Below are 26,643 nucleotides of genomic sequence, written 5' to 3'. Positions count from 1 at the left end.
CGGCTCTCCCTTGGCAGATCATAACGGGAAGTGAAAAGAAGGAAATAAGCATATGGAAACACGCGGTTTGTCTGTAAATATTTTTCCGTTTTCTGCGCAGAATAGTAAATTTCGCTGACAACCCTGCCAAAACCCTAGGAAACAGCACCGATTGCCTGTTAATGGGGCTGATCGCGCGCGGGGCATGGTTCCAAATGGTGAAAAATCCTCGCCGAAGGCTCCCACAGGGGCAATCAAGAGATATGTTCAGGGGTTGGCAGCAAGTTGCCCTAAGGATAGTATTTCGCCCAAGCGGGCCCCAAACAGCCCGCATAAGGGAGATATCAATGAACAATCTACTGAACGGCGCAGCTGTCTGCGCTTTGACTTTCGCTTTTGCCTCGCAGGCGGCCGCGACGGAATGGAACGCCTCTGTCTGGGGTAAACGTCGTGCCTTCACAGAGCATGTCGAAAAGATTGCCGAGCTTGTGTCCGAAAAGACCAATGGCGAATTCACCATCAATGTCAGCTATGGCGGTCTGTCCAAGAACTCTGACAACCTCGATGGTATTTCCATCGGTGCCTTCGAGATGGCGCAATTCTGTGCTGGTTACCACGCCGACAAGAACCGCGCGATCACCGTGCTAGAACTGCCCTTCCTCGGGGTTCAGAACCTTGAAGAAGAAGTCGCCGTATCCCGCGCTGTGTATGCACACCCCGCCGTGGCCAAAGAGATGGCACAGTGGAACGCCAAGATGCTGATGACCTCGCCAATGCCGCAGTATAACCTTGTTGGCACGGGCGAGCCTCGCGATACGCTGGAATCCTTCGATGGCATGCGCGTGCGTGCGACAGGTGGTCTGGGCAAAGCCTTCGAAACCGTGGGCGCTGTGCCGACCTCCGTGACCTCCTCCGAGGCATATAACGCAATGGAATCCGGTGTTGTGGATACCGTGGCGTTCGCGCAGCACGCACACCTGAGCTTTGGGACGATCAACAAAGCCGATTGGTGGACCGCGAACCTCAACCCCGGCACGGTGAACTGCCCTGTTGTGGTGAACATCGATGCCTATGAGGCCCTGTCGGACGCGGAAAAAGAAGCGCTGGACGGTTCTGTCGACGAGGCGCTGGATCACTATCTGGCGAACTATGGCGAGCTGCTGAACCGCTGGGACGCCGTGCTGGAAGAAAAAGGCGTTGAAAAAGTGATGTTCACGCCCGAAGTTCTGGCCGAGTTCAAATCCAAAGCAGCTGACCCCGCGCGTGAAGCCTGGATCAAGGACATGGAAGCCCAAGGCATCCCGGGCCAAGAGCTTTATGACCTGGTCGTCAAAACGCTTGAAGAAAAACGCGCGTCCAACTAATTGGCGCGGGGAGGGGGCTTGCCGATGCAGGCCCCCTTTGTTTGTACGATCTCCCTCCCACTCATTTGAAAGGAAAGCATCATGGCCGGTTCCTCCGCCGTGCTCGAAGACGGCAGTCTGCTTAGCCGTATCGACAAAGGGCTTTTACGCCTTGAAACCGTGTTTGCTCTGGTCTCTGGTATTGCCGTTTTCATGCTGATGGTGCTTGCCGTCTGGTCCGTTGGCGGCCGCAAGTTCTTTGGCACGCCGCTGGCGGGGTATGTGGACTGGATTGAATTCGCCATGCCGTTGATCGCGATCATGGGGATTTCCTATACCCAGCGGAACGGCGGCCATGTGCGCATGGACATCCTGATCGGCCAGCTCAAAGGCCGCGCGCTATGGGCCGCCGAGACATTCTCGGTCGTGCTGATCTTTATCCTTATGCTGGCGCTGATCTGGGGCTCTTGGGCGCATTTCCAGCGCAGCTTTGACTTCGCCGCCCCGATGTGGAGCCGTGACAGCTCCATCGATATCGGTCTGCCGATCTGGCCTGCGAAACTGATCGTGCCAATGGCCTTTACGGTGCTGGCTCTGCGGTTGCTGCTGCAGATCTGGGGCTATGGGCGGGCCTTTGTATTGGGGTTGGAAAACCCCGTTGCCGTACCTTTGGTACAATCCGCAGCCGAACAGGCGATGGCGGAAGCTGAACATCTAGACGGGCGGGACTGATTATGGATCCTATTGAAATTGGCCTATGGGTCTCGGGCGGGCTGCTGCTTATGGTGGTGCTCGGTATGCGCGTGGCTTTCGCCGCGGCAATGGCGGGTCTGGTCGGCCTGATCTGGATCTTTTGGTCCAAGAAAGGCATGCAGTGGTCCGAACTGGACTGGGCGCTGACGGTCGCGATCAAGACCGCGGGGCAGGTGCCACACTCCAAAGTGTCGAGCCAGACGCTAAGCTTGATTCCCACCTTCATTCTGATCGGCTTTCTTGCCTATTACGCCGGTCTGACCCGCGCCTTGTTCGAGGCTGCAAAACGCTGGATTGCTTGGCTGCCCGGTGGTCTTGCTGTGTCGACCGTCTTTGCAACCGCGGGCTTTGCAGCGGTTTCCGGTGCTTCGGTCGCGACGGCAGCGGTTTTTGCCCGTATCGCCATCCCCGAGATGCTGGCGATCGGGTACAACAAGAAATTCGCGGCGGGCGTCGTGGCGGCCGGGGGCACTTTGGCCTCGTTGATCCCGCCGTCAGCGATCCTTGTCATCTATGCGATCATCGTTGAACAAGACGTGGGCAAGCTGCTTCTGGCGGGCTTTATCCCCGGTGCGTTTTCGGCCATCGTCTACGCCGTCCTGATCGTGGGCATTGCGACCATCTGGAAAAGCGTCGGCCCCCCTGTAAGCGGCTTTACCTGGAAGCAACGGTTCGCGTCTCTCCCTGCCGCCATGCCGATCTTTGCGGTTGTGATCATCATTATTTTCTTTGTTTACAACCCCTTCGGCGACGCATGGGGCACCCCGACCGAGGGCGGGGCCGTGGGCGCATTTATCGTGTTCCTGATGGCGCTTTATCGCGGCATGCGGTGGGCCGAGCTGAAGGACGCGCTGCTTGAAACCGCGAAGCTGACGGTGATGATCTTTACCATCATCTGGGGCGTGCTGATTTATGTTCGGTTCCTGGGCTTTGCCGATCTGCCGGGCGCGTTCGCCGACTGGATTTCGGGGCTTGAGGCTTCGCCGATCCTGATCCTCGTGTGCATCCTGCTGGCCTATGCGGTGCTGGGGATGTTCATGGATGCGATTGGCATGCTGCTTCTGACACTTCCGGTGGTCTATCCTGCCGTCATGGCGCTGAACGGGGGCGAGTTCGTCTCTGCCGCGGATAGCGCCTTTGGCATGTCGGGGCCGATGTGTGCGATCTGGTTCGGTATCTTGGTGGTGAAGATGGCAGAGTTCTGTCTGATCACGCCTCCCATTGGCCTCAACTGCTTTGTGGTTGCAGGGGTACGCCCTGACCTGAGCGTTCAGGACGTGTTCAAGGGCGTGACACCGTTCTTTATCGCGGATGCCGTTACAATCGCATTGTTGGTGGCCTTCCCGTCCATCGTGTTGTGGCTGCCATCACTCGCTGGCTGACATGACTTCCTGATCCTTCATATCATCGGGTTTAACCTGCTCTGCGGACAGGAAATTCCCGATGGTATGAAGCGGTTCAAAGTTCTCGCAAACGACTTTGAACACCACAAGAAAGGGCACCGCGACCAATGCGCCGGGGATGCCCCATAGCCACCCCCAAAACACGACCGTCAGAAATACCGCCACGGTATTCATCTCCAACCGGCGGCCGACCAGCCACGGGGTAATAATCTGCCCCTCTAAAAGAGTCAGCGTCAGGTAACCGATCGGGGCCAACATCGCATAGCCGATGGTATCAAAAGTCACGAGAGAGAATCCCGCGACCAAAAGCACCCCCGCAAACCCGCCGATATAGGGCAGGAAGTTCAGCATGAACGCCGCGATCCCCCAGATATAGGCCGACGGCAAGCCCAGCACTGTCAGATAGGTCCCGACTAATATGCCGAGCACAGCATTGATCGTGGCAATCGTCAGCAGGTAGCGCGACACCCGCTTCTCCACGTCATAGACCGTATGCAGCGCACGTTTCTTTTCCGTTAACGTCGGCATGGATTGCACAAGTTTTAAGTAAAACAGCTCGCCAGAGCCAAGTAAGAACAGCGCCAGAATCAGGATCACCGCCAGCGACGCCCCAGTTTTGCTCACCGTATCCATGGCGGTGTCGAGCAAGCCAGGTTGGCGCACGACGACCTCTTGCGGTTTGCCACCGGTTTCGGTGCCCAGTTTCTCTACCTCTTCCGAGGCAGATCGCATCGTTTCGACCGCATTGCTCACGCCGCTCAGCTTTATCTGGATCTCGCGGCCCATTTCCGGGATCTCGTCGCTCCAGATCGCCACGGTGCCCGCGGACAGTAAAACCACGGCAGCAATCACCAAACTCGTCGCCGTCACCAGCAAAAAGGCCGACACAGGATGCGGCACGCCGATGCGATACAGCGCACGGCCCACGGGCGACAGGGTCAGGGCAAGCAAAAAGCCCAGAACAATGGGCAATATCAAGTCCTTGGCGAAATACGCGGTGACGAAAAGGGAAATCAGGACCAGCAACTGAAGCGAGCGCCGGATTGAGGGCAGATGTTCCAAATATGGCTCCAGCAGTTGAAGGATTTAAACCTCAACGCCGTAGCGCGTGGAAAAGTTCACGGGTGTGTGAGCTTATATTGCGGCAGTGACCAAACGCCCCTCGAAGGTTGCGCGCAACTGTGATGAAACTAGGAGGGTCGCGAAGAAATTATGAGCGGAACGATGAGCATATCCATTCACCCAATGTTAAGTGTTGCGACCTATGCAGTGGGGCAAATGAAGTGCCTAAGTGCCCGGGGCGCTTGCTGATGGGGCGGTCAGCGGTCCTGGCGCTTGGTCTCGGCAGCCTTGTGTGCGTGCTATTTGTCGGGTCGCTGTTGATTGGCCCGTCCAGCGCTTCCGTGGGCGACAGTTTGAATGCGTTGGTCACCGGGCAGGGCGGCCCGCTGGCCACCGTCATGCGCGAGATACGGCTCCCGCGTGCGCTATTGGGCGTGATGATCGGCGGTGCCTTGGGGCTTTCTGGCGCTGCGATGCAGGGCTATCTGCGCAACCCCTTGGCGGATCCGGGGCTGATCGGGGTATCGGGCTCTGCAGCGTTGGGCGCTGTGCTGGCGATACAGACCGGATTGGCCGCGCTTGCAACGCTCGCGCTTCCCGCAATGGCGCTTGGCGGTGCCCTGCTGGGGGTGTTGTTGGTGTTGCTGTTGGCAGGCCCTCGGGGCACGTCACTGGCGCTGATCCTCGCTGGTATCGCAATATCGGCCTTTGCTGCGGCATTGACCTCGCTGGTGCTGAACCTGTCGCCGAACCCCTATGCGGCGAATGAGATCGTATTCTGGATGATGGGCTCCCTGGCGGACCGGTCCATGACCCATGTCTGGATCGCGATGCCCTTTCTGCTTGGGGGCGGTGTCCTGTTGGCGACCCTCGAGCGCGGGCTTGACGCGCTGACCTTGGGCGAAGACGCGGCAGAGGCGATGGGGATCAACCTATTCCGGCTTCGCCTCACGGTCATTATCGGTACGGCGGCGGTCGTTGGTGCCTCTACCGCCGTGGCGGGGGCGATCGGGTTTGTGGGGCTGGTCATGCCGCACCTGCTACGTGGCTTTGTTGGCGCGCGACCGGGGGCGCTGCTATGGGCCGCGACACTTGGCGGCGCGGCGATGATCCTCGCATCGGATATCCTTGTGCGCCTTGTGGTGCCCGACCGTGATCTCAAGCTTGGGGTTGTGACGGCATTGGTGGGCGCGCCGCTGTTTCTCCACCTGATCTATCGCACGCGGAGGGAAGGGCTATGACCCTGCTATCACTACAAAACCTCTCCGTTCATCGGGGGCGGAAAACCGTTTTATCCGACATCAACCTGACCTTACGTGAAGGAGAGGTCGTAGGCCTGGTCGGGCCGAATGGTGCCGGCAAGACCACCTTGATGCGCGCGGCACTGGGCCTGATCCCCGCTGATGGCCAAAGTTCAATCGCCGCACTTGCGCCGCGCATGCGCGGGCGCGCCGCCGCGTGGATGCCCCAATCGCGCGAGATTGCATGGCCGGTCACGGTTGAAACGATCATTCGACTGGGCCGCACACCCCATCTACGGGGCGGGCAGAAAATACAGGCAGAAGATCAGGCTGCCGTAGATCGTGCCATTGCGCAGATGGATTTGGACACCTTCCGCAATCGTCCCGCCACACAGCTGTCGGGTGGGGAGCAGGCGCGCGTGCTGATCGCACGTAGCCTCGCGCAAGAGGCACCCTTGCTGATCGCAGACGAGCCCACCGCCGGGCTAGACCCCGCCCATCAAATCGCCGCGATGGAAAGCTTTTCCAAAGCAGCGGGCCAAGGGCGCGGGGTGCTCGTCTCGCTTCATGATCTGGGATTGGCAGCGCGGCATTGCACAAGGTTGATCGTGTTACACAACGGCGCAGTTGTCGCAGACGACGTGCCACAGGCGGCGCTGACGACAGAGATTGTCGAAGCCGTCTTTGGCATTACTGCGTTCAGTGAAGTCACCGACAAAGGTTTTGTTTTCCAACCGCTTGAGGTCGTTTCTTAACCGCTGCTGTCCCGAGAAACACCGGGGATGTCCACAGCGATGACACCCAATGATCGCGCGGTGGCCAGTGCAAGAACGGGGCTATCGGGCCCGCCAGTGCTGATCTGATACGCCCGCATTGCCCGCCGTGTCGCGTCGTCGAGCTCCGAATTAATGGCCCCGCCATAGAACCCTCGCGCCTCTAACGCACGTTGCAGCGTTGCGATCACGTCGGGCGTAAGCGCGCTGGTGCAGGGCGTCTCAAACCAGTTGTCCACACGGGGAGAGACGATCTTTTGCCGTGTTTCCGTGCGGTAGATCGGCAGCGACTGGATCTCGCCGGTAGAGCTGATCTGCGCCGGTTGCACCTGTACCTGCTCGGTCACCGTTTCGATCACTGCAGGTGATACGGTCCGCCCCCAACAGCTGCCCGGTGCAGCCCCTGCCGGGCCCTTGGTTGTCGCCTCGCGAACGCCAGGCTCGGGTGCCTCTGCATCTTGGGAGGGGGCATTACACGCTCCGAGCGAGACGAGAACCGTAAATGCGCAGGCAAATTGAACTAAATGTGATCGGGAAAAATATTGCACAGCCGGGCCTTGCGGGTCAAAGGGTCGGTCGCAGGCTAGCGGCTTTTCGCAGCAATGCCTAGATCATAGGCCTATCGGGATGTGAATAACGCAATCCCCTTGCATGAGCCGTGAAAAGGGGCTGGCGAAGCCGCGGGCTGCTGTTTACATATGTCGAAATTCTAAATTCGAAGGGGCATTCAGATGGCCAAGATCACTTATGTAGAACACAATGGCACCGAACATGTCGTCGATGTGGCCAATGGCCTGACCGTCATGGAAGGGGCCCGTGACAATAACATCCCCGGGATCGAGGCCGACTGCGGCGGTGCCTGCGCCTGCTCCACCTGCCACGTCTATGTGGATCCCGACTGGGTCGAAAAAGTGCCCGCCAAGGACGACATGGAAGAAGATATGCTCGACTTCGCGTTCGAGCCCGATCCCGCAACGTCCCGTCTGACCTGCCAGATCAAGGTTACAGACGCGCTGGACGGCCTGCGCGTGAAAATGCCCGAAAAGCAAATCTGATGCGACGGCTGGCGCGACATATGTCGTCGCGCCTTTTGCCGATCGTTGCGGCATGCGTGATCAATGCGCTGCCCGCTTCAGCGCAAGACATCGCCCGCGCTAGCTTTGGTGATCCGACCACACGCTATGATCACGGCGTATTGGGCGATGCGGTCGAATGGGGCAGCCTGACGCTGGGCTTGGCTGACGGCACCCGCCGCCGCATAATCTTGCCCCAAGTCCTTGTATTCGAAGACACGTCGCCTCGGATTGCGGATCTGGATGGTGACGGCCAACCCGAAGTGATTGTGGTTGAAAGCCATCAGTCCAAAGGCGCGCGGCTTGCGGTCTATGGCGCGTCCGGGCGTATCGCACAGACGCCCTTTATCGGGCGGAAAAACCGCTGGCTTGCCCCGATTGGTGCTGCGGACTTCACCGGCAATGGGCGGCTCGAGATCGCGATCGTCGTCACCCCGCATCTGTCCGGTTCGGTGCAGCTGCTTGCTTACGATAACAGCAGCCTCACCGTCATTGCTACGGCAGAGGGGTTCACCAACCACCGCATCGGTGATCCGGACATCGCGGGGGGTATCCGCACATGCGGCCCACACCCCGAATTGATCCTTGCGCAGATGCCGTGGCAGCGCAGTGCGCCATCGCAAATGGTGGCCCTTCAGCTTGACGGTAAAACACTAAGCCCGCGAAGCTTCGACGTGCCCTTCACGGCCAGCAATACCGCCGCCGCCCAAGCCTGTACGCTCAGCCCAAGCTGAACACAGACTTGCTTCCAATTGGTTGAAAATCCTGGGGGTCCGGGGGCGAGCCCCCGGTCGGTCTCGTCAGACCAGCAGGCCGCGCCCTCAGGACAGCGCACGCCAGCCGATATCGCGGCGGTAGAACCCGCCCGGCCAGTCAATCGCCTCGACCATCTCATAGGCGCGTGCCTGTGCCTCGGCCAGGGTGTCGCCACGCGCCGTGACGTTCAGAACCCGCCCGCCGATGGCCGTTATCGCCCCGTCTTTCTTGGCGGTACCCGCATGGAACACCATGTTGCGGCTGTCTTCGGGGAGGGCATCCAACCCTTTGATAACGCTTCCCTTGTCATAACTTCCAGGATAGCCTTGCGCAGCCATAACGACGGTGACAGCGTGATCGTCGGCCCAGTTCACGCGGGCCTCGTTCAGGCGCCCTTCGGCGGCGGCATGCATCAGGTCAAAAGCCTGCGCGCCAAGGCGCATCATCAGGACCTGACACTCAGGGTCGCCAAAACGGGCGTTGTATTCGACCAGACGGGGGGCACCGTCCTTGATCATCAAGCCGGCATAAAGCACCCCTTGGTAAGGCGTGCCGCGCTTGGCCATTTCGGCCATGGTCGGGCGGATGATTTCTGCCAACGCACGTTCGGCGATCTCGTCGGTCAGCACCGGCGCGGGCGAATAGGCCCCCATGCCGCCGGTGTTGGGGCCGGTATCGCCGTCGCCGACGCGTTTGTGGTCTTGGGCTGTGCCGATCGGCAGTACGGTGTCGCCGTCACATAAAACAAAAAAGGACGCTTCTTCGCCGTCCATAAACTCCTCGATCACCACCTCTGCGCCCGCGTCGCCGAAGGTGCCGTCGAACATCGTATCGACGGCGGCCAGCGCCTCGGCATCGGTTTCGGCGATGATCACGCCTTTGCCCGCTGCAAGGCCGTCGGCCTTGATCACGATCGGGGCAGGGTGGTCGGCCAGATAGGCCCGCGCCGCGTCTGCGTCGGTGAAATGCCCATAGGCGGCAGTGGGGGCGTTTGCGGCGTCGCAGATCTCTTTCGTAAAGGCTTTGGAGGCTTCCAGCGCCGCGGCCGCTTTTGACGGGCCAAACACCAATACGCCGGCAGCGCGCAGATCATCGCCAACGCCTGCGGCAAGCGGGGCTTCTGGCCCGATGATGACGAAATCGATGTTGTTTTCATCGACAAAACCGACCACCGCGGCCCCGTCGTTGATGTCGAAACTGGCGCAATCCGCGATGGCGGCGATTCCGGCATTGCCCGGTGCCACGATCAGCTTGTCGCATTTAGGATTTTGCAATACGGCCCAGGCCAGGCTGTGTTCGCGCCCGCCGCTGCCCAGAATGAGGATGTTCATGGTTGCACTCCCTTGGCCTTGGTTGCTGCGCGTTCTAAGCTGGGACTGAGCCCGACACAAGATAAACACGGAAAGACACCGCTGATGGATCTGATCGACGACCCGCGCGAGGGGCAGAACAGCCCGGAATTCACCGTGACCGAGCTTTCGGGCGCGATCAAACGGGTGATCGAGGGCGAATTCGGCCATGTTCGGATTCGCGGCGAGGTGGGGCGTGTCAGCCGGCCACGTTCGGGGCATATCTATCTTGACCTCAAGGACGACAGTTCGGTTATTTCCGGTGTGATCTGGAAAGGCGTGTCAGCACGGCTTGAAACCCAACCCGAAGAGGGGATGGAGGTGATTGCCACGGGCCGCATCACCACCTTTGGCGGGCAGTCGAAATACCAGATCGTGATCGAGGATATCAAACCCGCGGGCATGGGCGCGCTGATGGCGTTGCTGGAAAAGCGCAAGGCGGCGCTGGCGGCCGAGGGGCTGTTCGCCCCTGAACGCAAACGCCCGCTGCCCTACCTGCCAGAGGTGATCGGCGTCGTGACTTCGCCCTCGGGGGCGGTGATCCGCGATATCCTGCACCGTCTGCGCGACCGGTTTCCGCGCAAGGTGCTGATCTGGCCCGTCGCCGTGCAGGGGGCGAAATGCGCGCCAGAAGTCGCGCGCGCCATTGCGGGGTTCAACGCGCTGACCCCGGGGGGTGCCCTTCCACGGCCTGATCTGTTGATTGTGGCGCGCGGCGGCGGTTCGGTCGAGGATCTATGGGGGTTCAACGAAGAGATCGTCGCTCGGGCAGCCGCAGCCTCCGACATTCCGCTGATTTCGGCGGTGGGGCATGAAACCGACACCACGCTGATCGACTATGTCTCTGACAAGCGCGCGCCCACGCCGACGGCGGCGGCCGAGCTTGCGGTGCCTGTGCGCCATGAACTTGTCGCCCTGCTTGATGGGCAGGAGGCACGGATGACCCAAGCGCTCAGTCAGGGCCTTGCGCGCCGCGACCAGCGGTTGCGCGACATGGCGCGCGCGTTACCTCGGCCCGACAGCCTGCTTGATGGTCCGCGCCAACGGCTCGATATGCGCGGCGCCCGTCTGGGTCCGGCGCTGACCGCGGGTGTGCAGAAACGCAAGGTGCATCTCTCTGACATCTCTGGCGCGTTGCGCCCTGCCACCCTGCGCCGCAGCCTTCAGACAGAGCAACGCAGGCTGGCCGCCCTGGCTGATCGCTTCCGCCCCGAGGCATTGGGCCGCGAGCAAAAGCGCCGTCTTGAGGGATTGATCGCCCGTTTCCGCCCCGACGCGTTAGAGCAGGACCGCAAGCGGAAAGAAGAAGCCTTTCAATCGCTTGCGCGGCGGCTTTCAGATGCCGGGCAACGGCAGACCCAAGGCTGGCACAAACAGATTGCAGGGCTTGACCGTCTGCATGAAATGCTGAGCTATAAATCGACGCTGGCACGGGGCTACGCCGTGGTGCGCGGCGACGGGGGCGTGGTGACAACCAAGCAGGCGGCGCAGGATGCCTCGGCGCTCGAGATTGAATTTATCGACGGCAAGATGAAGATCGGCGGCGGGGCGGCCCCCAAAAAGACCCCCAAGAAAGCGCCCGAACAAGGCAGTCTCTTCTAGGACTTAGACACCCACCTTCGGGCCGAGGCAGGTGAAATCCTGACCGCTGTTTTGCGCCTCGTAAAGCTCGGTGGTGGTCGGGTCGTTTTCGAACTGCGCGATCAACCCGGACGCCCCTTCGCGAAAGCGCCAACACTGGGGTGTCGGGTTCTCGTCATAGGTAAAGCAAATCTTGCCCGCATCTTCGTACCAGCTGCCTGACTTGCATTCACCGTCCAGAAAGGACCATTCGACGCGCCGGTTGCTCAGATACCGCTCGGCACCGTAGGTCTCTCCGTTTTGGGCGTAGAACAGGGTTTTGCCCCGTGTATAGGCGTCAAATTCTGCCGCCGACATCATGGATTGCGCGGCCAAAGGGGCGGCCTGTGTCAGGGCGAGGATCAGGGCAAGCTGTTTCATAGCCGCAGCGTGCCAGAAACCCGAGGCGTGATCTAGTCTTGATCGCGGACCGGCTGCCAACGCGCAACACGGCGGTCCATCACCCGACGCCACAGCGGTGGGACCAGCGCCAGCACAGCCATCACTGGCAGGGATCGCGGCAGCATCGGCATGGTGCCCGGTGTCAGCTTTAGCGCGGGAAAGGCGCGCGAGGGGCGCATGTGATGGTCCGAATGGCGCGGCGCATTCAACATCATCGCCGAGGAATACCACGCAGGCGCATTCCAACTATGCTGCGGGCCCACGGGCTCGGGCTTGCCATTTTCGGATGTTTTGCGGCGCAGGCCGTAGTGTTGCACATAGTCGGAAAGCAACAGCTGCATTTGCGCATAGGCCGCCAGCGCCAGCATCGCAACGACCCCGCGCGCTCCGGCCACTGCAAAGCTGACGGCGAGGGTGATCAACGCACCGGTGACATAGGTGACATAAGGGTGTGACAACAGGTGCCGTTTTCCACGCCGCTGCCGCGTATCAGCCTGCAGCCCAGCCATAAACTCGCCTTTTAGGGCGCGCAGGGCATAGGTATAGAAGCCTTCGCCCAATCTGGCCGAATTCGGATCATGCTCCGTTGCGACGTAGATGTGATGCACGCGCAGGTGGGCCGACACGTGATGGCCGTGCAAAAGGCTGCAATAAATCGCGGTGCCGATCCGTCGAGGCCATTTCGACGCGGCATGGATCAGCTCATGCGCGTTGGAGTTCGAGATCTGGCCAAGAAACAGGCCAATCCCGATATAAATCAACAGCTTGTCGGTCACGTTCAACGTGTCGCTTGCGCCTAGCGCCCAGACCCCAAGGGGCAAAAGCGTGAAATGCACAGCGCCCAGTGTCAGGCTTAGAACACGACCCGAAGAGTTTCGCACTGGCAGCCGGCGAGATAGCCTATCAAGGAAGAACACGACCACAGTGATCGACAGCAGCGCGATCAAGGGCCAGGGGCCGCCGCGTAGACAGGCGAGAAACAGAAATATCGCTGGGGTCAGGCTGGCGATGCTGTACCAGAACATAGGGCGGCTCCGCTGGGGATGCGTGTTTCTTATACGCGAAATGGCGCGTGAAAAAGGGCCTAGGTCGCCGCAGCTACCGCGTAAACTGCTGCGGATTGGTCGCTTTTACTCTGCGCAAGCTGATGCGGCTTTGATAGCGTGATGCGAAAGCGATACGAGAGGGCAGCCCGATGGCGTTGGATAATCATGATACCGCAGATGCAAACGCACCGCGCAAAGGTGTGTGGAAATCCGGCAAGGGTAAGGGGCGCAGCCACACCAAGGGTCGCCAGCTGCAAGAGGACGCGTGGGATGAGGTGCGCGCCCTATTGGCGGATAAACCGCGACGTGCCGATGTGCTGATTGAGCATTTGCATCTTATTCAAGATAAATTCGGGCATCTTTCTGCGGCGCACCTGCGCGCTTTGGCTGAAGAAATGCGCATGAGCATGGCCGAAGTTTACGAAGTCGCAACGTTCTATGCCCATTTTGACGTGGTGAAAGAGGGGGAAGCACCACCGCCCGCGTTGACCATACGGATCTGCGATTCTCTGTCCTGCGAATTGGCCGGTGCGCAGGCGTTGAAAACCGCACTGGAAGATGGGTTGGACGCGTCAGAGGTGCGTGTCGTGCGTGCGCCTTGTATGGGGCGTTGTGATACGGCACCGGCGCTTGAGATCGGGCATAACTTTGTCGACCACGCAACGCTGGAAAAGGTGAAGCAGGTCATCGCGGCAGGCTATACCCATGTGCATGTGCCCGACTACGAAGCTTTCGACGCCTATGTCGCTGGCGGGGGGTATGAGGCGCTTAAGAAACTGCGCCGTGATGGCGATTGGGAGGACGTGCAGCAAAACTTGCTCGACGCTGGTTTGCGCGGTCTTGGCGGCGCCGGTTTCCCGTCGGGTAAGAAATGGGGGTTCGTGCGGGATAATGCGGGCCCGCGCTATATGGCGGTCAACGGCGATGAGGGGGAGCCCGGCACCTTCAAGGATCGCTGGTACCTGGAACGCGTACCACATCTGTTCCTAGAGGGGATGCTGATCGCCGCCTGGGCCGTAGAGGCAGAGAAAGTGTTCCTCTACATGCGGGACGAATACCCGCAGGTGCTCGCGCTCCTTCGGACAGAGATTGCGGCGCTCGAGGCTGCATGCATTGTTCCCGCAGGATACATTGATCTGCGGCGCGGTGCGGGGGCTTATATTTGCGGTGAAGAATCCGCGATGATTGAAAGCATTGAAGGCAAGCGTGGGCTGCCACGGCACCGTCCCCCCTATGTGGCACAGGTGGGTATCTTTGGTCGCCCCACCTTGGTGCATAACGTTGAAACCCTGCATTGGGTGGCGCGTATCTGCCGCGAAGGGCCCGAGGTGCTGAACAGCACGGAAAAGAACGGGCGTAAGGGCCTGCGCAGCTATTCGGTATCCGGGCGCGTTGCCAAACCGGGGATGTATGAACTGCCTGCGGGATCCACGATCACCGATGTCATCGAGGCTGCGGGTGGCATGGCCGACGGGCACCGGTTCAAAGCCTATCAACCGGGTGGGCCATCTTCGGGGCTGCTGCCCGCCGCGATGGATGACATACCACTCGACTTTGATACGTTGCAGCCGCACGGGTCTTTCATCGGCTCTGCAGCTGTGGTGGTGCTGTCGGACCAAGATAGCGCCAAGGCCGCAGCGTTGAATATGCTACGTTTTTTTGAGGATGAAAGCTGCGGGCAATGCACCCCCTGTCGCGTGGGCTGCGAAAAAGCCGTCAAGCTGATGCAGGCGGACCGCTGGGATAAACCCCTGCTGGAAGAGCTCTCGACCGCTATGGTCGATGCCTCTATCTGCGGGCTGGGGCAGGCAGCGCCGAACCCGATCCGCCTGGTGATCAAACACTTCGCGGACGAGGTTTAGAACGGGATAGACGTCTCTTTAAAGTGGGAATTAGTTTTGCACCACCAAGCAGGTGCACCCGGTCGCGCGCATCCTGTCGCATAGGCGCTGGGCTTCGGTGCGGGTGTTGCTGCCGTATTGCCCAAAGTAGAATCCCTTGCGGCGCGACACTCGGTTTTTCTTGAACAGGAAATCCAGACGCCGCCCTTTTACCGCGCTGCGACAGCTTGCTGTCTGGGCATTGGCTTTATCCCGCGCGCGGTCCTTGCTGGTCCCGAAGGATACCTGAACCCCCCAGGGTTTGATCACCGGGGCAGGGGGTGTCACTTTTAGGGCGGTCACCCGACGATTGCGTGCCATCTCGTAGCAGGCGGGAAGGAAAGGTTGTGTTTTCGATAGTCGGAAATCGGGCGTTTTGGGCGGCGCATCGCGCCATTGCTCGGCGTCCAGACCGGTGATGATGGGGACATAGGCGACCGTCTCGGGGGCGAGCCCCTTGCCGTCCAGAAACCCCTCTGCACGTCGCTCACCGCCATTGTAGCCGATCGCGGCCAGCCCTTCGTTCCCGTATTTCTGCGTCATTTCAGCAAGATACTGGGCAGAGTGTTCCAGTGCATCAGCTGGATTATACGGGTCTTTCAGCCCGCGCAGCGCGGCGGTGGAGGGGATAAACTGCGCAATGCCGCGCGCATTGGCATGGCTCAACGCGTTTTGGTCAAACCGGCTTTCTTGCCAGATGAGCCGCGCGAAAAATCCGCTGTCCAGCCCGTGCCGCTCGGAAAAGACCTTGATCGCGTTGCACGTGTCATACACGAAATGCGCAGGGCGGATGCAGTGGGCATGGCCCCATTTGGTGCTGGAACAGTAACGCTGGTCCGGCTCGGCCTGCGCCGCCCCAGCCATCAGTATCACCCAGAGCACCCATAAAAACCGCATGCAGACTTGGTGCGCGACGGGCCCCTTGCTGTCAATTGCTCTTGTCGCCCTTCCATCCCGCCGGTCGAGCCTATAGATCATAGAAAACGCCTGACAATTCGGAGAGCGCGCTTGGCCTTTTTTCAAAAGCTGAAATCCAAAATGTTCAAATCCTCGTCCAAGATCGACGAGGGGCTTGAGGCGATTGTCGAAGATGGTGGGGCGACGGATACCCCTGAAACGGTGGATGAAGTTCCTGTCGATCAGGTGATGGATGCGCCGCAGGCCGCGGCCCAAGCATTGCCCGAAGCGGTGGATGATGAACCCGCACCGATGCCAGCGGATGAAGAGGATACGCCCGCGCCCGTGCCGCTGCGCGAGACGATGACCCCCGTGGCCCCCGATCTGGTGCCCGCACCCCCCGAGCCAGCACCGGCCAAACCCGGTCTGATGGGCCGCTTGATGGGACGCAGCGCCGCGGCCCCTGTTGTGCGGCGTGTGCTGGATGACGAGATGCTCGAACAACTCGAAGAGCTGCTGATCTCGACCGATATGGGCGTGGATACGGCCCTGCGCGTCACCGCGAATATGGCCGAGGGGCGCTTTGGCAAGCGTCTGTCTGTGGACGAGATCAAGCGCCTGATGGCGACAGAGGTCGCGCGGATCATGGACCCGATTGCAAAGCCCTTGCCGATCTATGCCAAGACACCGCAGGTGGTGCTTGTGGTGGGGGTAAACGGGTCCGGCAAGACGACCACAATCGGCAAGCTGGCCAGCCAGTTTAAAGCCGCAGGCAAGAACGTCGTGATCGCCGCCGGTGACACATTTCGCGCCGCCGCTGTCGAACAATTGCAGGTCTGGGGCGACCGTGCCGACGTGCCGGTATTGACCGCAGGGCAGGGGTCGGACCCAGCGAGCCTTGCGTTCGACGCGATGACGCAGGCGGAGCGTGACGGCGCTGATCTGCTGCTGATTGACACGGCCGGACGGTTGCAGAACCGCGGCGACCTGATGGAAGAACTGGCCAAGATCGTGCGGGTCATTCGCAAGAAAGACCCAAGCGCGCCGCATAATACTCTGTTGGTGCTGGATGCGACGACAGGGCAGAATGCGCTCAACCAAGTGAAGGTTTTTCAGGAAATTTCAGATGTTTCCGGTCTGGTCATGACCAAGCTGGATGGCACGGCCAAGGGCGGTGTACTGGTGGCGCTTGCAGATAAGTTCGGGCTGCCGATCCACGCCATCGGCGTCGGCGAACAGATTGACGATCTGCAGCCCTTTGACCCGCAGGAGTTTGCGGATGCCTTGATGGGGCTGGACCCGCAGTGACGCAGCATAAAGGTTCGGCGACATGACCGAATGGATCAGCCAAATTGAAGGCACCGCAGCGGGGCACCAAGCGGCGCTTTGGCTTGCGCTGGCCGCGGCTTTTCTGCACGCCGTTTTTGGCGCGCTTCAGAAAGGGCGCCATGATCCGTGGTTGACCCGCGGGGCTATCGACTTTTCCTATTGCCTGATGGCAGCGCCCTTTGCGCTGTTTGTCGTGCCGTGGCCCGAGCCCCATATGTGGGTCATTTTTGCCGGGGCTTGGGCGATCCATATTGTGTACAAGCTGTTACAGGCCTGGGCCTACACCAAGGGGGCCTATACGGTCGTCTACCCTGTGGTGCGCGGCACGGGGCCCTTGTTCACTGTGATCGGTGCCTACCTCATTTTTGGAGAGAGCTTTTCGGGCGTGCAATGGTTGGGCGTTGCGGTGCTGGTGGCCGGCATCTTCGGGCTGGCGCTGTATAACTTTGTCTACCTCGTGTCCGAACGCGATACGCTGAACGCCGCCCTTGGGCTGGCGGTGCTGACGGGGCTTTTCGTGGCACTTTATACCACGTTCGACGCCTATGGCATCCGCGCGACGGACAACCCATTTACCTTTCTGGCGTGGTTTTTCATGATCGACGGGCTGGTCATGCCCGTGATCGCCGCGCGCCGCTGGCTGCGGATGGAGGATCGCCCCGAGCTTGGCCCGTTGATGACCCGCGGCGTGGCGGGTGGCTTTGTCGCCTTTTTCAGCTTTGGCTCGATCATGCTGGCGACCCGTCTGGACAAAGTGGGCGAGGCCGCCGTGCTGCGTGAAACCTCGACCGTGTTTGCGGCGCTGATCGGATGGTTGGTGCTGAAAGAAACCGTAGGCCCGCGCCGTATTGCCCTGATGGCGCTGATCGCGCTTGGCGCGGTGATCGTCGAAATGGGCGGATAACTGGAGAGCAAGATGAGCACGACACGCGAGATAAACCCTTTCGTCAAATCGGCGCTGGAATACGGGCCGGTGCTGATATTCTTTGTCGCCTATCTGCGCTTCAAGGACGAGACCTTCACCCTGTGGGGCACCGACTACAGCGGCTTTATCGTGGTCACGGCGGCCTTCGTGCCGCTGTTGATCCTGTCGACGGGCGCGCTGTGGGCGCTGACGGGCAAGATCAGCCGCATGCAGGTTGCCACAGTCATTCTGGTAACACTGTTCGGGGGCCTGTCGGTTTGGCTGAATGACGAGAGGTTCTTTAAAATGAAGCCGACCGCCATCTACCTTTTGTTTGCAGTGCTGCTGGCGATCGGTCTGGCGCGGGGGCAATCCTATCTCAAGTTCGTGATGGAAGAGATGATGCCTCTGAATGACGCCGGCTGGATGATCCTGACCAAACGGTTGATGCTGTGCTTTTTCGGTCTGGCGCTCGCGAACGAACTGATCTGGCGCTTTGCCAGCACCGAGACTTGGGTGTATTTCAAGACATTCGGGCTGACGGCGGCGGTGTTTGTGTTTTTCATGACGCAAGGGCGGCTGTTCCAGACCTATGGTTTGGAAAAAGACGAAAGCTAGGACGGGGGCCAGCCCCCGCTGCCCCGTATGGGGCAGCACCCCCGGGATTTACGGCCATTTGGAAGGCGGCTTGCTGTTATAGTTGACGCGAGCGGGCGAGGGGCGTAGCAGATGACACGTGGCGATTTGATACCGGATTGCGGGCCACGGGCAGAGTAACCTGCCAAATTCCGCTAAAAGGTCAGGATGAAAGCCCCCTTTCGCTTGACCGCGTCTGGGGTTTTTTTACGCCCGCTGCACGGCGGGACAGGAAGGATGAGAGAATGAGCGTTGATTGGAAACCACGGACCAAGGCTGTTCACAGTGGCACCCGCCGCAGCCAGTATAACGAAGTGTCCGAGGCCGTGTTCCTGACACAGGGTTTTGTCTATGACAGCGCCGAACAGGCCGAGGCGCGGTTCCAGTCGCTGGGGGATGACGAGTTTATCTATGCCCGCTACGGCAACCCCACGGTGCGCATGTTCGAGGACCGGATCTCGGGGCTTTTGGGGTATGAGGATTGTTTCGCCTGTACCTCTGGTATGGCGGCGGTCAGCGGCGCGCTGACATCGCTGCTGAAAGCAGGCGATCACGTGGTCGCCGCGCGCGCCCTTTTCGGGTCGTGCCTATATGTGCTGGAGGATATCCTGGCGCGTTTCGGGGTCGAGGTGACCTTGATCGACGGCACGGATAACGCGGCCTGGGATGCGGCCATTCGCCCTGACACGACCATGGTCTTCTTTGAGAGCATTTCGAACCCCACCCTGGAAGTCGTTGACATGCGCCATGTGGTGAAAGCGGCCCATGCCGTCGGCGCGCTGGTGCTGGCGGATGACGCGATGGCGACGCCGGTATTTTCCTATGCCAAGGAATGTGGTGCGGATATCGCAATTATCTCGACCACGAAACATGTGGACGGGCAGGGGCGTATGCTGGGCGGCGCGATTTGCGGCTCCAAAGAGCTGATCCGCGGACCCATCGAAGCCTATATGAAACACACCGGCGGCGCGATGAACCCGTTTACCGCTTGGACCCACCTCAAGGCGCTTGAAACCATCGACCTGCGTGTGCGTGCCCAAGCGGATGCCGCCTATAAGATCGCTGATGCGCTGAATGGGCACCCCAAGCTGAGCGCTGTGCGCTATCCGACACATCCCAGCCATCCGCAGCACACGCTCGCCACGTCTCATGCGCCGTCGGCGGGGACTGTCTTGGCGGTAGAGGTCAAGGGCGGTAAGGACGCGTGTTTTGCATTCCTTAATGCGCTCGAGATTATCACCATCTCGAACAACTTTGCCGATGCGAAATCCATTGCGACCCATCCGGCGACCACCACGCACCAGCGTTTGCCGGATGACCAGAAGGCTACGCTGGGGATCAGCCCCGGCCTTGTGCGCTTGTCTGCGGGGCTTGAAGACGTGGATGATCTGATCGCCGACATCCGTCAGGCGCTGGACACATTGAAGTGATCACTCGGGGGCTTTGCCTGCTTGGCTGGACGGAGCATTGGTAAAGCCCCCGATATCGCCTATATAGGGGGCAACTTGCGAAAGGGCCTTGCTATGAATATCGCCGCGACAGTGATACCGGACCGTGATGATGCGGTTGCGGCACTTGATACGTTGCGTGCCTGGGCGCGCAAGGCCAGCGCCGCCGAGATTGAGACGCTGGACCCGTCGCTGGCCCGTCTGCTGCAAAGCGCCGAAAGCTACCCGCAGTTCAGCCGCGATTACCCCAGTGATTTCGCCGTGGGTGACAATTACAAGGCCACGCTACCGGATCTGCAAAACGGACCGTCGAGCCTGATCCGTGGTGCGAAACAGCAGATCCAGCATGTGGGGATATCGAACTTTCGGTTGCCCATGCGGTTTCACACCCGCGAGGGCAGCGATCTGACGCTCGAGACATCGGTCACCGGATCGGTCAGCCTTGAGGCGGATAAGAAGGGCATCAACATGTCCCGCATCATGCGCAGTTTCTATAAACATGCGGATGAGGTGTTCAGCTTCGAGGTGATGGAAGCTGCGCTGGATGATTATAAGTCCGACCTCGAAAGCTATGATGCCCGCATCCAGATGCGGTTTTCTTTTCCGGTACGGATCGATAGCCTGCGGTCGGGCCTGTCGGGCTACCAGTATTACGACATCGCGCTTGAGCTGGTCGAGGCCGCAGGCGCGCGCAAGAAAATCATCCACCTTGATTACGTCTATTCCTCTACCTGTCCCTGTTCGCTGGAGCTGTCCGAGCATGCCCGTGCGACACGGGGGCAGCTTGCCACGCCGCATTCGCAACGCTCTGTCGCGCGGATCTCGGTCGAGGTGAACTGCGAGGAAAGCTGCCTGTGGTTCGAAGACCTGATCGACGCGGCGCGCCGTGCGGTGCCGACTGAGACGCAGGTGATGGTCAAACGCGAGGACGAACAGGCGTTTGCCGAGCTGAACGCCGCTAATCCGATCTTTGTCGAGGATGCGGCGCGGCTGTTCTGCGAGCAGTTGCAAGCCGAACCGCGGGTGCGTGATTTTCGCGTTGTGGCCAGCCACCAAGAAAGCCTGCACAGTCATGATGCGATCTCTGTTCTGACGCAGGGCGATACCTTTGCGGCTCAAAGCATCGACCCCAGACTGTTCAGCACGCTGTTTCACGTCGGCTGATGTTCGCACGGTTTTAGGGCAGTTACTCTGACATGTTTTCATTCTGCGTATTTATTGCGCGGAGGTTTGTGGTGCTTGCTTGAAACATGCACAAAGCCATGCTGCGATGCGGCATCTTCGGGATGCTGCTATGCAGAAACGTCGGTTCTCATTGGGGATTGCTTCGTTATATTAAGAGGCAGAACAAGGTAACCGGCAGAAATGCCAAGATAAATCGAGAGTTTATTATGGCTTACAACAGCACAATTTCGCAAAGCAACGTCCCCACCATCAAAGCTCCATTCGCCGTCATCGGCGGGTTTTTTGCTGCCATCTGGAACGGTTTGATCGCAGCGGGTGCGAATTCGGGCCGGATGCGTCAGGTGACATTCCTGCAATCCAAGACCGACGAAGAGCTGGCCGCGATGGGTATCAAGCGTGATGACATCGTGCACCATGTTTTCCGCGACACATATTACGTCTGATCGGTTCACAGGTTGAGTATTGACGGCCCGGGTGTGTCTTGCCCGGGCCGTTTTGCGTTTTACCGCAGGGCGCGTCCTTGACACCGGCGCGCCGCCGCGCCAACGCTGCGCAGATGTTGGATTTGCGCCCAGTTGGATATGTCATCGGCCTGTTGGTGTCGGTGCTTGGCATTGCGATGATCGTGCCAATGTTGGTCGATATTGCCGAAGGGCGCGGCCATTGGCCTGTCTTCGTCGAGGCCGGGCTGATCACTATGCTGGGGGGCAGCATGATCGCGCTGGCCTGTGCCAACGGGGTCAGGGAAGGGCTGACGATCCAGCAGACCTTTTTGCTGACCACGGCCGTGTGGCTGATGCTGCCGCTCTTCGGCGCTTTGCCGTTCATGCTGGGCGCGACAGAGGCACGTTTCGTCGATGCGGTGTTCGAGGCCATGTCGGGCATGACCACCACCGGATCAACGGTGTTTTCCGGGCTTGATGATCTGCCCAAGGGGCTGTTGTTGTGGCGCGCGATCCTGCAGTGGCTGGGCGGCATCGGTATCATTGTTGTGGCGATGGTGTTCCTGCCCGAACTGCGCGTCGGTGGTATGCAGATTTTTAAGTCGGAAGCCTTTGATACCTTTGGTAAAATCCTCCCGCGGGCCGGGCAGATCGCCAGCCAGATCTCGGTCATATATGTCTGGCTGACCTTCGCCTGCGCGCTGACCTATCTGACCTTGGGAATGAACGTCTTTGACGCGACGGTCCACGCGCTGACCACGGTGTCTACGGGCGGGTTTTCAAACTATGACGCCTCTTTCGGTACCTTTAGCGGCAATGCGGAATATGCGGCGTCGATCTTCATGGTGCTCGCGGCGCTGCCTTTCGTGCGCTACGTGCAACTGCTGAACGGTAACCCCTTGGCCCTGCATCGTGATCCGCAGGTAAAGGGTTTCTTGCTGACGATTGCGGTGCTGGTGGGGCTGATCTTTATCTCTATCCAGTCGGTCTTTCCGCATCATTGGGAGCAATCCCTGCGCGAGGCGCTGTTCAACATCACTTCAATCATTTCGGGCACGGGCTTTGCCTCGGTCGATTATATGACCTGGGGGCCGTTTCCCGTGGCGCTGTTTTTCTTTACGGGGCTGATTGGCGGCTGCGCGGGGTCCACCGCCTGTTCGATCAAGATCTTCCGCTATCAGCTGTTGTTCGCATCCATCCGTGCGCAGTTGCAGCGAATCCGGTCACCCCACGGCATCTTTACCCCGCGCTATGACGGTCGCCCGATCAGCGGCGATGTCATGATCTCGGTCATGTCGTTTTTCATGTTTTTCACGCTGACATTAGGGCTGGTGGCCGTGGCGCTCAGCATGACAGGGCTGGATTTCGTGACCTCGATCTCGGGGGCGGGGGCGGCCTTGGGGAACATCGGGCCGGGTCTGGGCAAGATCATCGGGCCGGCGGGCAATTTCAGCACCCTCAACGACACAGCCAAATGGATCCTGACCGCCGCAATGCTGGTCGGGCGGCTGGAGCTTATGGCGGTATACGTCATTCTGACATTCAAATTCTGGAGAGCATAATGAGCGCAGTACAAACCCGTCCTTTGGGGGCACAGATTTCTCATATGCTCAAAACTCGCGGGGTAGAGGTGATCTTTGGCATCCCCGGCGTGCATAACCAAGAGATGTACCGCGGGATCGAGGAAGCAGGGCTGACCCATGTGCTGGCGCGGCACGAACAGGGGGCGGGCTTTATGGCAGATGGCTATGCCCGGGCCACAGGCAAGCCGGGGATCGCCTATGTGATCACCGGCCCGGGGCTGTGCAATGTGATGACGCCGATGGGGCAGGCCTACAGCGATTCCGTGCCGGTGCTGGTGTTGTCCTCCTGTCTGGATGAAACGGCGGCGCGGAAGGGGCAGCTGCACCAGATGAACGATCAGCGCGCGGCGGCGGAAACCGTGTGCGACTGGTCCGAAATGGCGCTGACGGCACCGGCGGCCTACCAGTTGATTGATCGCGCCCTGACCGAATTTGCCACCAGCCGCCCGCGGTCCAAGCATATTTCTGTTCCCATTCACCTGCTGGAGGCAGAGGCCGCCCCCGCGCACGCCCTTGCCGTCAGCGCGACCTTGCCGGCGGTGCCCTCTGCGCAGATCGACCTTCTGGCGCAAAAGCTGGCGGCAGCGCAGAAGCCGCTGTTCATTTTTGGCGGTGGTGCCGTTGGCGTTCAAAACGTTGACGCCCTGCTGGCCCGCTGGCAGGCGGCGAGCCTGACGACTTATGCCGGACGTGGCATCGTCTCGCCCGGAGCGCCGCTGCATTTCGGGGCCTATCTCGCGCGGGAAAGCAGCGTCGATGTGATCGCGCAGGCGGATCTTGTGATCGCCGTCGGGACCGAGCTGGCAGAGGTGGACCTCTGGCGCGATCATCTGGGCCATTCAGGCGAGCTGGTGCGCGTTGATATTGATCCGTCGGTTCTGGCGGACCCGCAGGCAGCACCGTTTGCCATCCTTGGGGATGCGGTACAGGTAATGACCGCGCTTGACGCTGCCTTGCCGGACGAACGCACAGCAGCGGGTTGGAATGCGGCCGAGGTGGCAGGCTGGCGCAAACGCTGGCGGTCAGAAGTGGATATGGAACGTCCGGGCATCCTTGCCGTGGTGGAGGCGGTGAAGGCTGCGACGCCCGAAGGCACGATGATCTACTCGGACATGACCCAATTCGCCTATGCCGCGACAGAGGTCTGGGAGATGGACCGCCCCGGAAATTGGCATCATCCTTACGGGTTCGGCACGCTTGGCTACGCAACACCTGCTGCGATTGGTGGTGCCATTGGCCGCCCCGGACTGCCGACCATGGCGATCATCGGCGATTATGGCTTTCAATACACGGTGCAGGAACTGGGGGCTGCGGTAGAGCTGGGGCTGCCCTTGCCGATCATCCTGTGGGACAATGGCAAACTGGGCGAAATCGAAGACAGCATGACCCGCGCGCAGATCGCGCCAAATGCGGTCATCGCTCATAATCCCGATTTTTGCAAACTGGCCGAAGCCTATGGAGCCTATGCTGCGGCACCGAAATCGCTGGAGGAGTTGCCAGAGGTCTTGGCGCAAGCCTTCAAGGCCGACCGCCCGACGTTGATCTATCTGACACCCCAGACCGCAGTCTGATCAAGGGCGCTGCCCGAAGCGGTTCAAACGACTGACCCCGATCCCCCGTTAAACGGGAGATCGGGGGTTTTCTTTATTCCCAACAGCTGACCAGTACGGTCATGCCCTTGGCTTTTTCACGCAGGTCCTGCGGCTTGATCGTGGTGCTGCTGGCCGTGGTATCCACGGTGACACCGGCCTTTTGCGCGAGCTCTGCGATGACCTTGGATTCAACCGCAAACGCGACATCTTCGGGCAATTCGCGTGCGCCATTGGCACGGGGCAGCAACATGCCCAAGACCCGCCCGTCACGATCCAGAATCGGACCACCCGCGTCACCGCTGCGGGCTTCTAGCGCGAGGCGGGCGATGTTCTCTTCGCCTTGCAGCCCACGCACATCGGCCAGCGTGCCATAGGTCACCGTCGCTGATCCAAGCACGCCTTCATAGGGGAAACCCGCAACCGCGATTTCTGACTGTAAACGGGGGGGCACGGTGTTGAACGCCGCCACATCCAGTGGCGAAAGCGCTGCGCGGGGTTTCAGCAGGCTAATCCCGCTGGCCGCATCGTCAACAACCACATCAAGCTCTGTCTCGTCGTCCAGCGTCAGACGACCACAGCTTTGCACCGCCTCGGATGTGGTGGCAACAGTACCGCGCCCATCAATGAAGAAGCCCGAGCGCGAGATTTTCGGCGACCGGATTTGCAGACCCGACACCAGATCGACAGCCTGACGGTCGCCCCCCCCCGCTGCGGCATCCAGCGTACCGGGCAGGCGGGTGAAGGATTTCGTCATCTCGGCAATCACGCGGCGGCGGCGGTCTTCGTCCCCGGCGGGCCAGATGAGGGTGAAACCCTTGATCTCGCCATTCTGCAGCGACACCTGCGTCTGGCTGACGATGCGACCGTTCTCGCCGATCAGCTCGAAACTGTCGGACTTCCGCTCGCGCGGGCCTTCTTCGGGGACGATTTCAAGGGTCTGCATGATGTCATACAGGCCAAAGAGCGTATCCTGATCGCCCGCCTGACTGATCAGCAGAACCCGCGCGTCGATGTCGCCGGTGCCATTGTAATGGGCGAAGGGGGGCTCGAACCGGTCAAACCCCACGATCTTGGTCGGCATCACCATCTCGATCCCCGCGTCGGCGTTGCGCACGACCTGCAGGCCCAGACCTTCGAGCACGGCGTTATATTGTTTCAGAAGGGCGGCGCGTTGCAGCGTTGTCAGCACGCCGGTGGCGTCATAGCCGTTGGCCCCTTGCCAATCGGCCATAGACCCCCGCGTACCCCGCCCGAAGGCACCGTCGATAGAGGCATTGTAAAACCCGGCCCACTTCAGCGCGACCTGCAACTGTTCGCGCGCCTCGCGGTCAAGATCCCGTTCGCTGGCGCGCGCTTCGGCCAGGGTTTCGTCACGTGGTGGTTCTGGCAGGACGGGGACTTGCGTGGTTTCTACCTCTACGGTGGCGGTGTTCTCTTGCTCCAGCGCTTCGCTGGCGGGGGGCAGGGTGGTTTGCGTGATCTCACTGTCTGTCTGCGTATCGGTGGGGGATGCGGGGTCAACCGGTGCGATCAGCGGAATGTTCAGGACGTTCGCGCCCACGGGCCAGAACTGCTGCTGGAACCGTTCAGAAAGCTGGATAAAGCTGTCGCGCGGAATCACCCCGTCCCGGCGGTAGCGGCGCAACAACAGCTCTGCGTCATCACGGCGATAGGGGCCGACCGCGATTCCATACCAGCTGCCGCCCAAGGCAAAGCCGTTCACATCCTCAAGATTGGCGCTATAGGCACGTGCGCGATCTGTCGCCGCGGCCAGATTGGGCTGGGCTTCAACCTGTATCCAAACCACATCATCGGCAGACTGTGCAAAGGCAAACGGGGCAATAAACAAGGCGGCGATTAGGGCCGCAAACAGTCGCGTCATAGGTATGGGTGCTCTCAAGGATTTAAACTTGCAGTAGATAAGCAGGAACCTGTGCAAAATACCA

The 26,643-nt window shown here is 60.2% G+C and carries 24 protein-coding genes; 17 read left to right on the top strand and 7 right to left on the bottom strand.

Annotation, left to right across the window (positions count from 1 at the left end; translation table 11 throughout):
* The first annotated feature begins 326 nt into the window (after nt 1-326).
* The 3 genes from dctP to EE36_RS16715 all read left to right on the top strand — a co-directional run bounded on the left by dctP (nt 327) and on the right by EE36_RS16715 (nt 3,457).
* The gene (gene dctP / locus EE36_RS16725; RefSeq protein WP_005854249.1) at nt 327-1,343 is read left to right on the top strand and encodes a TRAP transporter substrate-binding protein DctP; all 1,017 of its coding nucleotides are present in this window, start codon (nt 327-329) and stop codon (nt 1,341-1,343) included.
* A gap of 81 nt (nt 1,344-1,424) precedes the next feature.
* Nucleotides 1,425-2,054 carry a TRAP transporter small permease subunit gene (locus EE36_RS16720; RefSeq protein WP_005854247.1) on the top strand — a complete coding sequence of 210 codons (630 nt, stop codon included), beginning with the start codon at nt 1,425-1,427 and terminating at the stop codon, nt 2,052-2,054.
* 2 nt (nt 2,055-2,056) lie between these two features.
* The gene (locus EE36_RS16715; protein ID WP_005854245.1) at nt 2,057-3,457 is read left to right on the top strand and encodes a TRAP transporter large permease; all 1,401 of its coding nucleotides are present in this window, start codon (nt 2,057-2,059) and stop codon (nt 3,455-3,457) included.
* On the opposite strand, the gene EE36_RS16710 is transcribed toward EE36_RS16715, so the two are convergent.
* Nucleotides 3,443-4,540 (bottom strand): AI-2E family transporter, encoded by a 1,098-nt coding sequence (locus EE36_RS16710; RefSeq protein WP_005854243.1) that lies wholly within the window; start codon nt 4,538-4,540, stop codon nt 3,443-3,445. The genes EE36_RS16715 and EE36_RS16710 overlap by 15 nt on opposite strands.
* Nucleotides 4,541-4,788: 248 nt before the next feature.
* On the opposite strand from EE36_RS16710, the gene EE36_RS16705 reads away from it, so the two are divergent.
* Complete coding sequence (locus EE36_RS16705; protein ID WP_005854241.1) at nt 4,789-5,781, top strand: iron ABC transporter permease; 993 nt, start codon at nt 4,789-4,791, stop codon at nt 5,779-5,781.
* Nucleotides 5,778-6,536 carry an ABC transporter ATP-binding protein gene (locus tag EE36_RS16700; protein WP_005854234.1) on the top strand — a complete coding sequence of 253 codons (759 nt, stop codon included), beginning with the start codon at nt 5,778-5,780 and terminating at the stop codon, nt 6,534-6,536. Before EE36_RS16705 ends, EE36_RS16700 begins: the two co-directional genes overlap by 4 nt.
* Here EE36_RS16700 and EE36_RS16695 read toward each other — a convergent pair.
* Complete coding sequence (locus EE36_RS16695) at nt 6,533-6,901, bottom strand: peptidoglycan-binding domain-containing protein (protein ID WP_244268797.1); 369 nt, start codon at nt 6,899-6,901, stop codon at nt 6,533-6,535. The genes EE36_RS16700 and EE36_RS16695 overlap by 4 nt on opposite strands.
* 384 nt (nt 6,902-7,285) lie before the next feature.
* Between EE36_RS16695 and EE36_RS16690 the strand changes: the two genes are divergently transcribed.
* Both EE36_RS16690 and EE36_RS16685 read left to right on the top strand, forming a co-directional pair.
* Nucleotides 7,286-7,609: a 2Fe-2S iron-sulfur cluster-binding protein gene (locus tag EE36_RS16690; RefSeq protein WP_005854231.1), complete on the top strand. Its 324-nt coding sequence runs from the start codon at nt 7,286-7,288 to the stop codon at nt 7,607-7,609.
* Nucleotides 7,610-7,629: 20 nt separating this feature from the next.
* Nucleotides 7,630-8,361, top strand: a complete 732-nt coding sequence (locus EE36_RS16685) for a VCBS repeat-containing protein (RefSeq protein ID WP_217564303.1) — start codon at nt 7,630-7,632, stop codon at nt 8,359-8,361.
* Nucleotides 8,362-8,448: 87 nt separating this feature from the next.
* Here the strand turns inward: EE36_RS16685 and purD are convergent, their stop codons facing one another.
* Entirely contained in the window at nt 8,449-9,714 is a 1,266-nt protein-coding gene (gene purD / locus EE36_RS16680) for a phosphoribosylamine--glycine ligase (protein WP_005854217.1), read from the bottom strand.
* Nucleotides 9,715-9,798: 84 nt separating this feature from the next.
* Here purD and xseA point away from each other — a divergent pair, with 84 nt between their 5' ends.
* Nucleotides 9,799-11,334 carry an exodeoxyribonuclease VII large subunit gene (gene xseA / locus EE36_RS16675; RefSeq protein WP_005854216.1) on the top strand — a complete coding sequence of 512 codons (1,536 nt, stop codon included), beginning with the start codon at nt 9,799-9,801 and terminating at the stop codon, nt 11,332-11,334.
* Nucleotides 11,335-11,337: 3 nt separating this feature from the next.
* Here the strand turns inward: xseA and EE36_RS16670 are convergent, their stop codons facing one another.
* Nucleotides 11,338-11,733 (bottom strand): hypothetical protein, encoded by a 396-nt coding sequence (locus EE36_RS16670; protein WP_005854214.1) that lies wholly within the window; start codon nt 11,731-11,733, stop codon nt 11,338-11,340.
* A 32-nt stretch (nt 11,734-11,765) separates the two neighbouring features.
* Nucleotides 11,766-12,779 carry an alkane 1-monooxygenase gene (locus tag EE36_RS16665; RefSeq protein ID WP_005854212.1) on the bottom strand — a complete coding sequence of 338 codons (1,014 nt, stop codon included), beginning with the start codon at nt 12,777-12,779 and terminating at the stop codon, nt 11,766-11,768.
* A 170-nt stretch (nt 12,780-12,949) separates the two neighbouring features.
* Between EE36_RS16665 and EE36_RS16660 the strand changes: the two genes are divergently transcribed.
* Complete coding sequence (locus EE36_RS16660; RefSeq protein ID WP_005854210.1) at nt 12,950-14,662, top strand: NAD(P)H-dependent oxidoreductase subunit E; 1,713 nt, start codon at nt 12,950-12,952, stop codon at nt 14,660-14,662.
* Between the two features lie 30 nt (nt 14,663-14,692).
* Here the strand turns inward: EE36_RS16660 and EE36_RS16655 are convergent, their stop codons facing one another.
* Nucleotides 14,693-15,544, bottom strand: a complete 852-nt coding sequence (locus tag EE36_RS16655) for a lytic transglycosylase domain-containing protein (RefSeq protein WP_156785599.1) — start codon at nt 15,542-15,544, stop codon at nt 14,693-14,695.
* A gap of 144 nt (nt 15,545-15,688) precedes the next feature.
* On the opposite strand from EE36_RS16655, the gene ftsY reads away from it, so the two are divergent.
* From ftsY to EE36_RS16615, 8 genes are all read left to right on the top strand, one after another.
* The gene (gene ftsY / locus EE36_RS16650; protein WP_005854207.1) at nt 15,689-16,885 is read left to right on the top strand and encodes a signal recognition particle-docking protein FtsY; all 1,197 of its coding nucleotides are present in this window, start codon (nt 15,689-15,691) and stop codon (nt 16,883-16,885) included.
* A 22-nt stretch (nt 16,886-16,907) separates the two neighbouring features.
* Nucleotides 16,908-17,810: a DMT family transporter gene (locus EE36_RS16645; RefSeq protein ID WP_005854206.1), complete on the top strand. Its 903-nt coding sequence runs from the start codon at nt 16,908-16,910 to the stop codon at nt 17,808-17,810.
* A gap of 12 nt (nt 17,811-17,822) precedes the next feature.
* Complete coding sequence (locus EE36_RS16640; RefSeq protein ID WP_005854205.1) at nt 17,823-18,428, top strand: inner membrane-spanning protein YciB; 606 nt, start codon at nt 17,823-17,825, stop codon at nt 18,426-18,428.
* 263 nt (nt 18,429-18,691) lie between these two features.
* Nucleotides 18,692-19,876 carry an aminotransferase class V-fold PLP-dependent enzyme gene (locus tag EE36_RS16635; RefSeq protein ID WP_005854204.1) on the top strand — a complete coding sequence of 395 codons (1,185 nt, stop codon included), beginning with the start codon at nt 18,692-18,694 and terminating at the stop codon, nt 19,874-19,876.
* A 93-nt stretch (nt 19,877-19,969) separates the two neighbouring features.
* Complete coding sequence (gene folE2, locus EE36_RS16630) at nt 19,970-21,058, top strand: GTP cyclohydrolase FolE2 (protein ID WP_005854203.1); 1,089 nt, start codon at nt 19,970-19,972, stop codon at nt 21,056-21,058.
* Nucleotides 21,059-21,285: 227 nt separating this feature from the next.
* Nucleotides 21,286-21,522 carry a hypothetical protein gene (locus EE36_RS16625; RefSeq protein ID WP_005854202.1) on the top strand — a complete coding sequence of 79 codons (237 nt, stop codon included), beginning with the start codon at nt 21,286-21,288 and terminating at the stop codon, nt 21,520-21,522.
* A 113-nt stretch (nt 21,523-21,635) separates the two neighbouring features.
* Nucleotides 21,636-23,084, top strand: a complete 1,449-nt coding sequence (locus EE36_RS16620; protein WP_037945061.1) for a TrkH family potassium uptake protein — start codon at nt 21,636-21,638, stop codon at nt 23,082-23,084.
* A complete protein-coding gene (locus EE36_RS16615) occupies nt 23,084-24,676 on the top strand; it encodes a 5-guanidino-2-oxopentanoate decarboxylase (RefSeq protein WP_083776475.1) in 1,593 nt (530 codons plus the stop codon). The genes EE36_RS16620 and EE36_RS16615 overlap by 1 nt, the downstream gene beginning before the upstream one ends.
* Nucleotides 24,677-24,749: 73 nt before the next feature.
* Here EE36_RS16615 and EE36_RS16610 read toward each other — a convergent pair whose 3' ends face one another.
* On the bottom strand, nt 24,750-26,579 hold the full coding sequence (locus tag EE36_RS16610; protein WP_005854199.1) for a serine protease: 1,830 nt from the start codon (nt 26,577-26,579) through the stop codon (nt 24,750-24,752).
* Nucleotides 26,580-26,643 lie beyond the last annotated feature (64 nt).

Origin of the sequence: Sulfitobacter sp. EE-36 (assembly GCF_000152605.1) — a bacterium.
GTDB classification, from domain to species: domain Bacteria; phylum Pseudomonadota; class Alphaproteobacteria; order Rhodobacterales; family Rhodobacteraceae; genus Sulfitobacter; species Sulfitobacter pontiacus.
This window is presented reverse-complemented; position numbering and strand designations above follow the sequence as displayed.

What these genes read in the sequence shown, in the direction of transcription:
- dctP (WP_005854249.1), top strand. Translation starts at nt 327, where the DNA reads ATGAACAATCTACTGAACGGCGCAGCTGTCTGCGCTTTGACTTTCGCT.
- EE36_RS16720 (WP_005854247.1), top strand. Translation starts at nt 1,425, where the DNA reads ATGGCCGGTTCCTCCGCCGTGCTCGAAGACGGCAGTCTGCTTAGCCGT.
- EE36_RS16715 (WP_005854245.1), top strand. Translation starts at nt 2,057, where the DNA reads ATGGATCCTATTGAAATTGGCCTATGGGTCTCGGGCGGGCTGCTGCTT.
- EE36_RS16705 (WP_005854241.1), top strand. Translation starts at nt 4,789, where the DNA reads ATGGGGCGGTCAGCGGTCCTGGCGCTTGGTCTCGGCAGCCTTGTGTGC.
- EE36_RS16700 (WP_005854234.1), top strand. Translation starts at nt 5,778, where the DNA reads ATGACCCTGCTATCACTACAAAACCTCTCCGTTCATCGGGGGCGGAAA.
- EE36_RS16690 (WP_005854231.1), top strand. Translation starts at nt 7,286, where the DNA reads ATGGCCAAGATCACTTATGTAGAACACAATGGCACCGAACATGTCGTC.
- EE36_RS16685 (WP_217564303.1), top strand. Translation starts at nt 7,630, where the DNA reads ATGTCGTCGCGCCTTTTGCCGATCGTTGCGGCATGCGTGATCAATGCG.
- purD (WP_005854217.1), bottom strand. Translation starts at nt 9,714, where the DNA reads ATGAACATCCTCATTCTGGGCAGCGGCGGGCGCGAACACAGCCTGGCC.
- xseA (WP_005854216.1), top strand. Translation starts at nt 9,799, where the DNA reads ATGGATCTGATCGACGACCCGCGCGAGGGGCAGAACAGCCCGGAATTC.
- EE36_RS16670 (WP_005854214.1), bottom strand. Translation starts at nt 11,733, where the DNA reads ATGAAACAGCTTGCCCTGATCCTCGCCCTGACACAGGCCGCCCCTTTG.
- EE36_RS16665 (WP_005854212.1), bottom strand. Translation starts at nt 12,779, where the DNA reads ATGTTCTGGTACAGCATCGCCAGCCTGACCCCAGCGATATTTCTGTTT.
- EE36_RS16660 (WP_005854210.1), top strand. Translation starts at nt 12,950, where the DNA reads ATGGCGTTGGATAATCATGATACCGCAGATGCAAACGCACCGCGCAAA.
- EE36_RS16655 (WP_156785599.1), bottom strand. Translation starts at nt 15,544, where the DNA reads ATGGCTGGGGCGGCGCAGGCCGAGCCGGACCAGCGTTACTGTTCCAGC.
- EE36_RS16645 (WP_005854206.1), top strand. Translation starts at nt 16,908, where the DNA reads ATGACCGAATGGATCAGCCAAATTGAAGGCACCGCAGCGGGGCACCAA.
- EE36_RS16640 (WP_005854205.1), top strand. Translation starts at nt 17,823, where the DNA reads ATGAGCACGACACGCGAGATAAACCCTTTCGTCAAATCGGCGCTGGAA.
- EE36_RS16635 (WP_005854204.1), top strand. Translation starts at nt 18,692, where the DNA reads ATGAGCGTTGATTGGAAACCACGGACCAAGGCTGTTCACAGTGGCACC.
- folE2 (WP_005854203.1), top strand. Translation starts at nt 19,970, where the DNA reads ATGAATATCGCCGCGACAGTGATACCGGACCGTGATGATGCGGTTGCG.
- EE36_RS16625 (WP_005854202.1), top strand. Translation starts at nt 21,286, where the DNA reads ATGGCTTACAACAGCACAATTTCGCAAAGCAACGTCCCCACCATCAAA.
- EE36_RS16620 (WP_037945061.1), top strand. Translation starts at nt 21,636, where the DNA reads ATGTTGGATTTGCGCCCAGTTGGATATGTCATCGGCCTGTTGGTGTCG.
- EE36_RS16615 (WP_083776475.1), top strand. Translation starts at nt 23,084, where the DNA reads ATGAGCGCAGTACAAACCCGTCCTTTGGGGGCACAGATTTCTCATATG.
- EE36_RS16610 (WP_005854199.1), bottom strand. Translation starts at nt 26,579, where the DNA reads ATGACGCGACTGTTTGCGGCCCTAATCGCCGCCTTGTTTATTGCCCCG.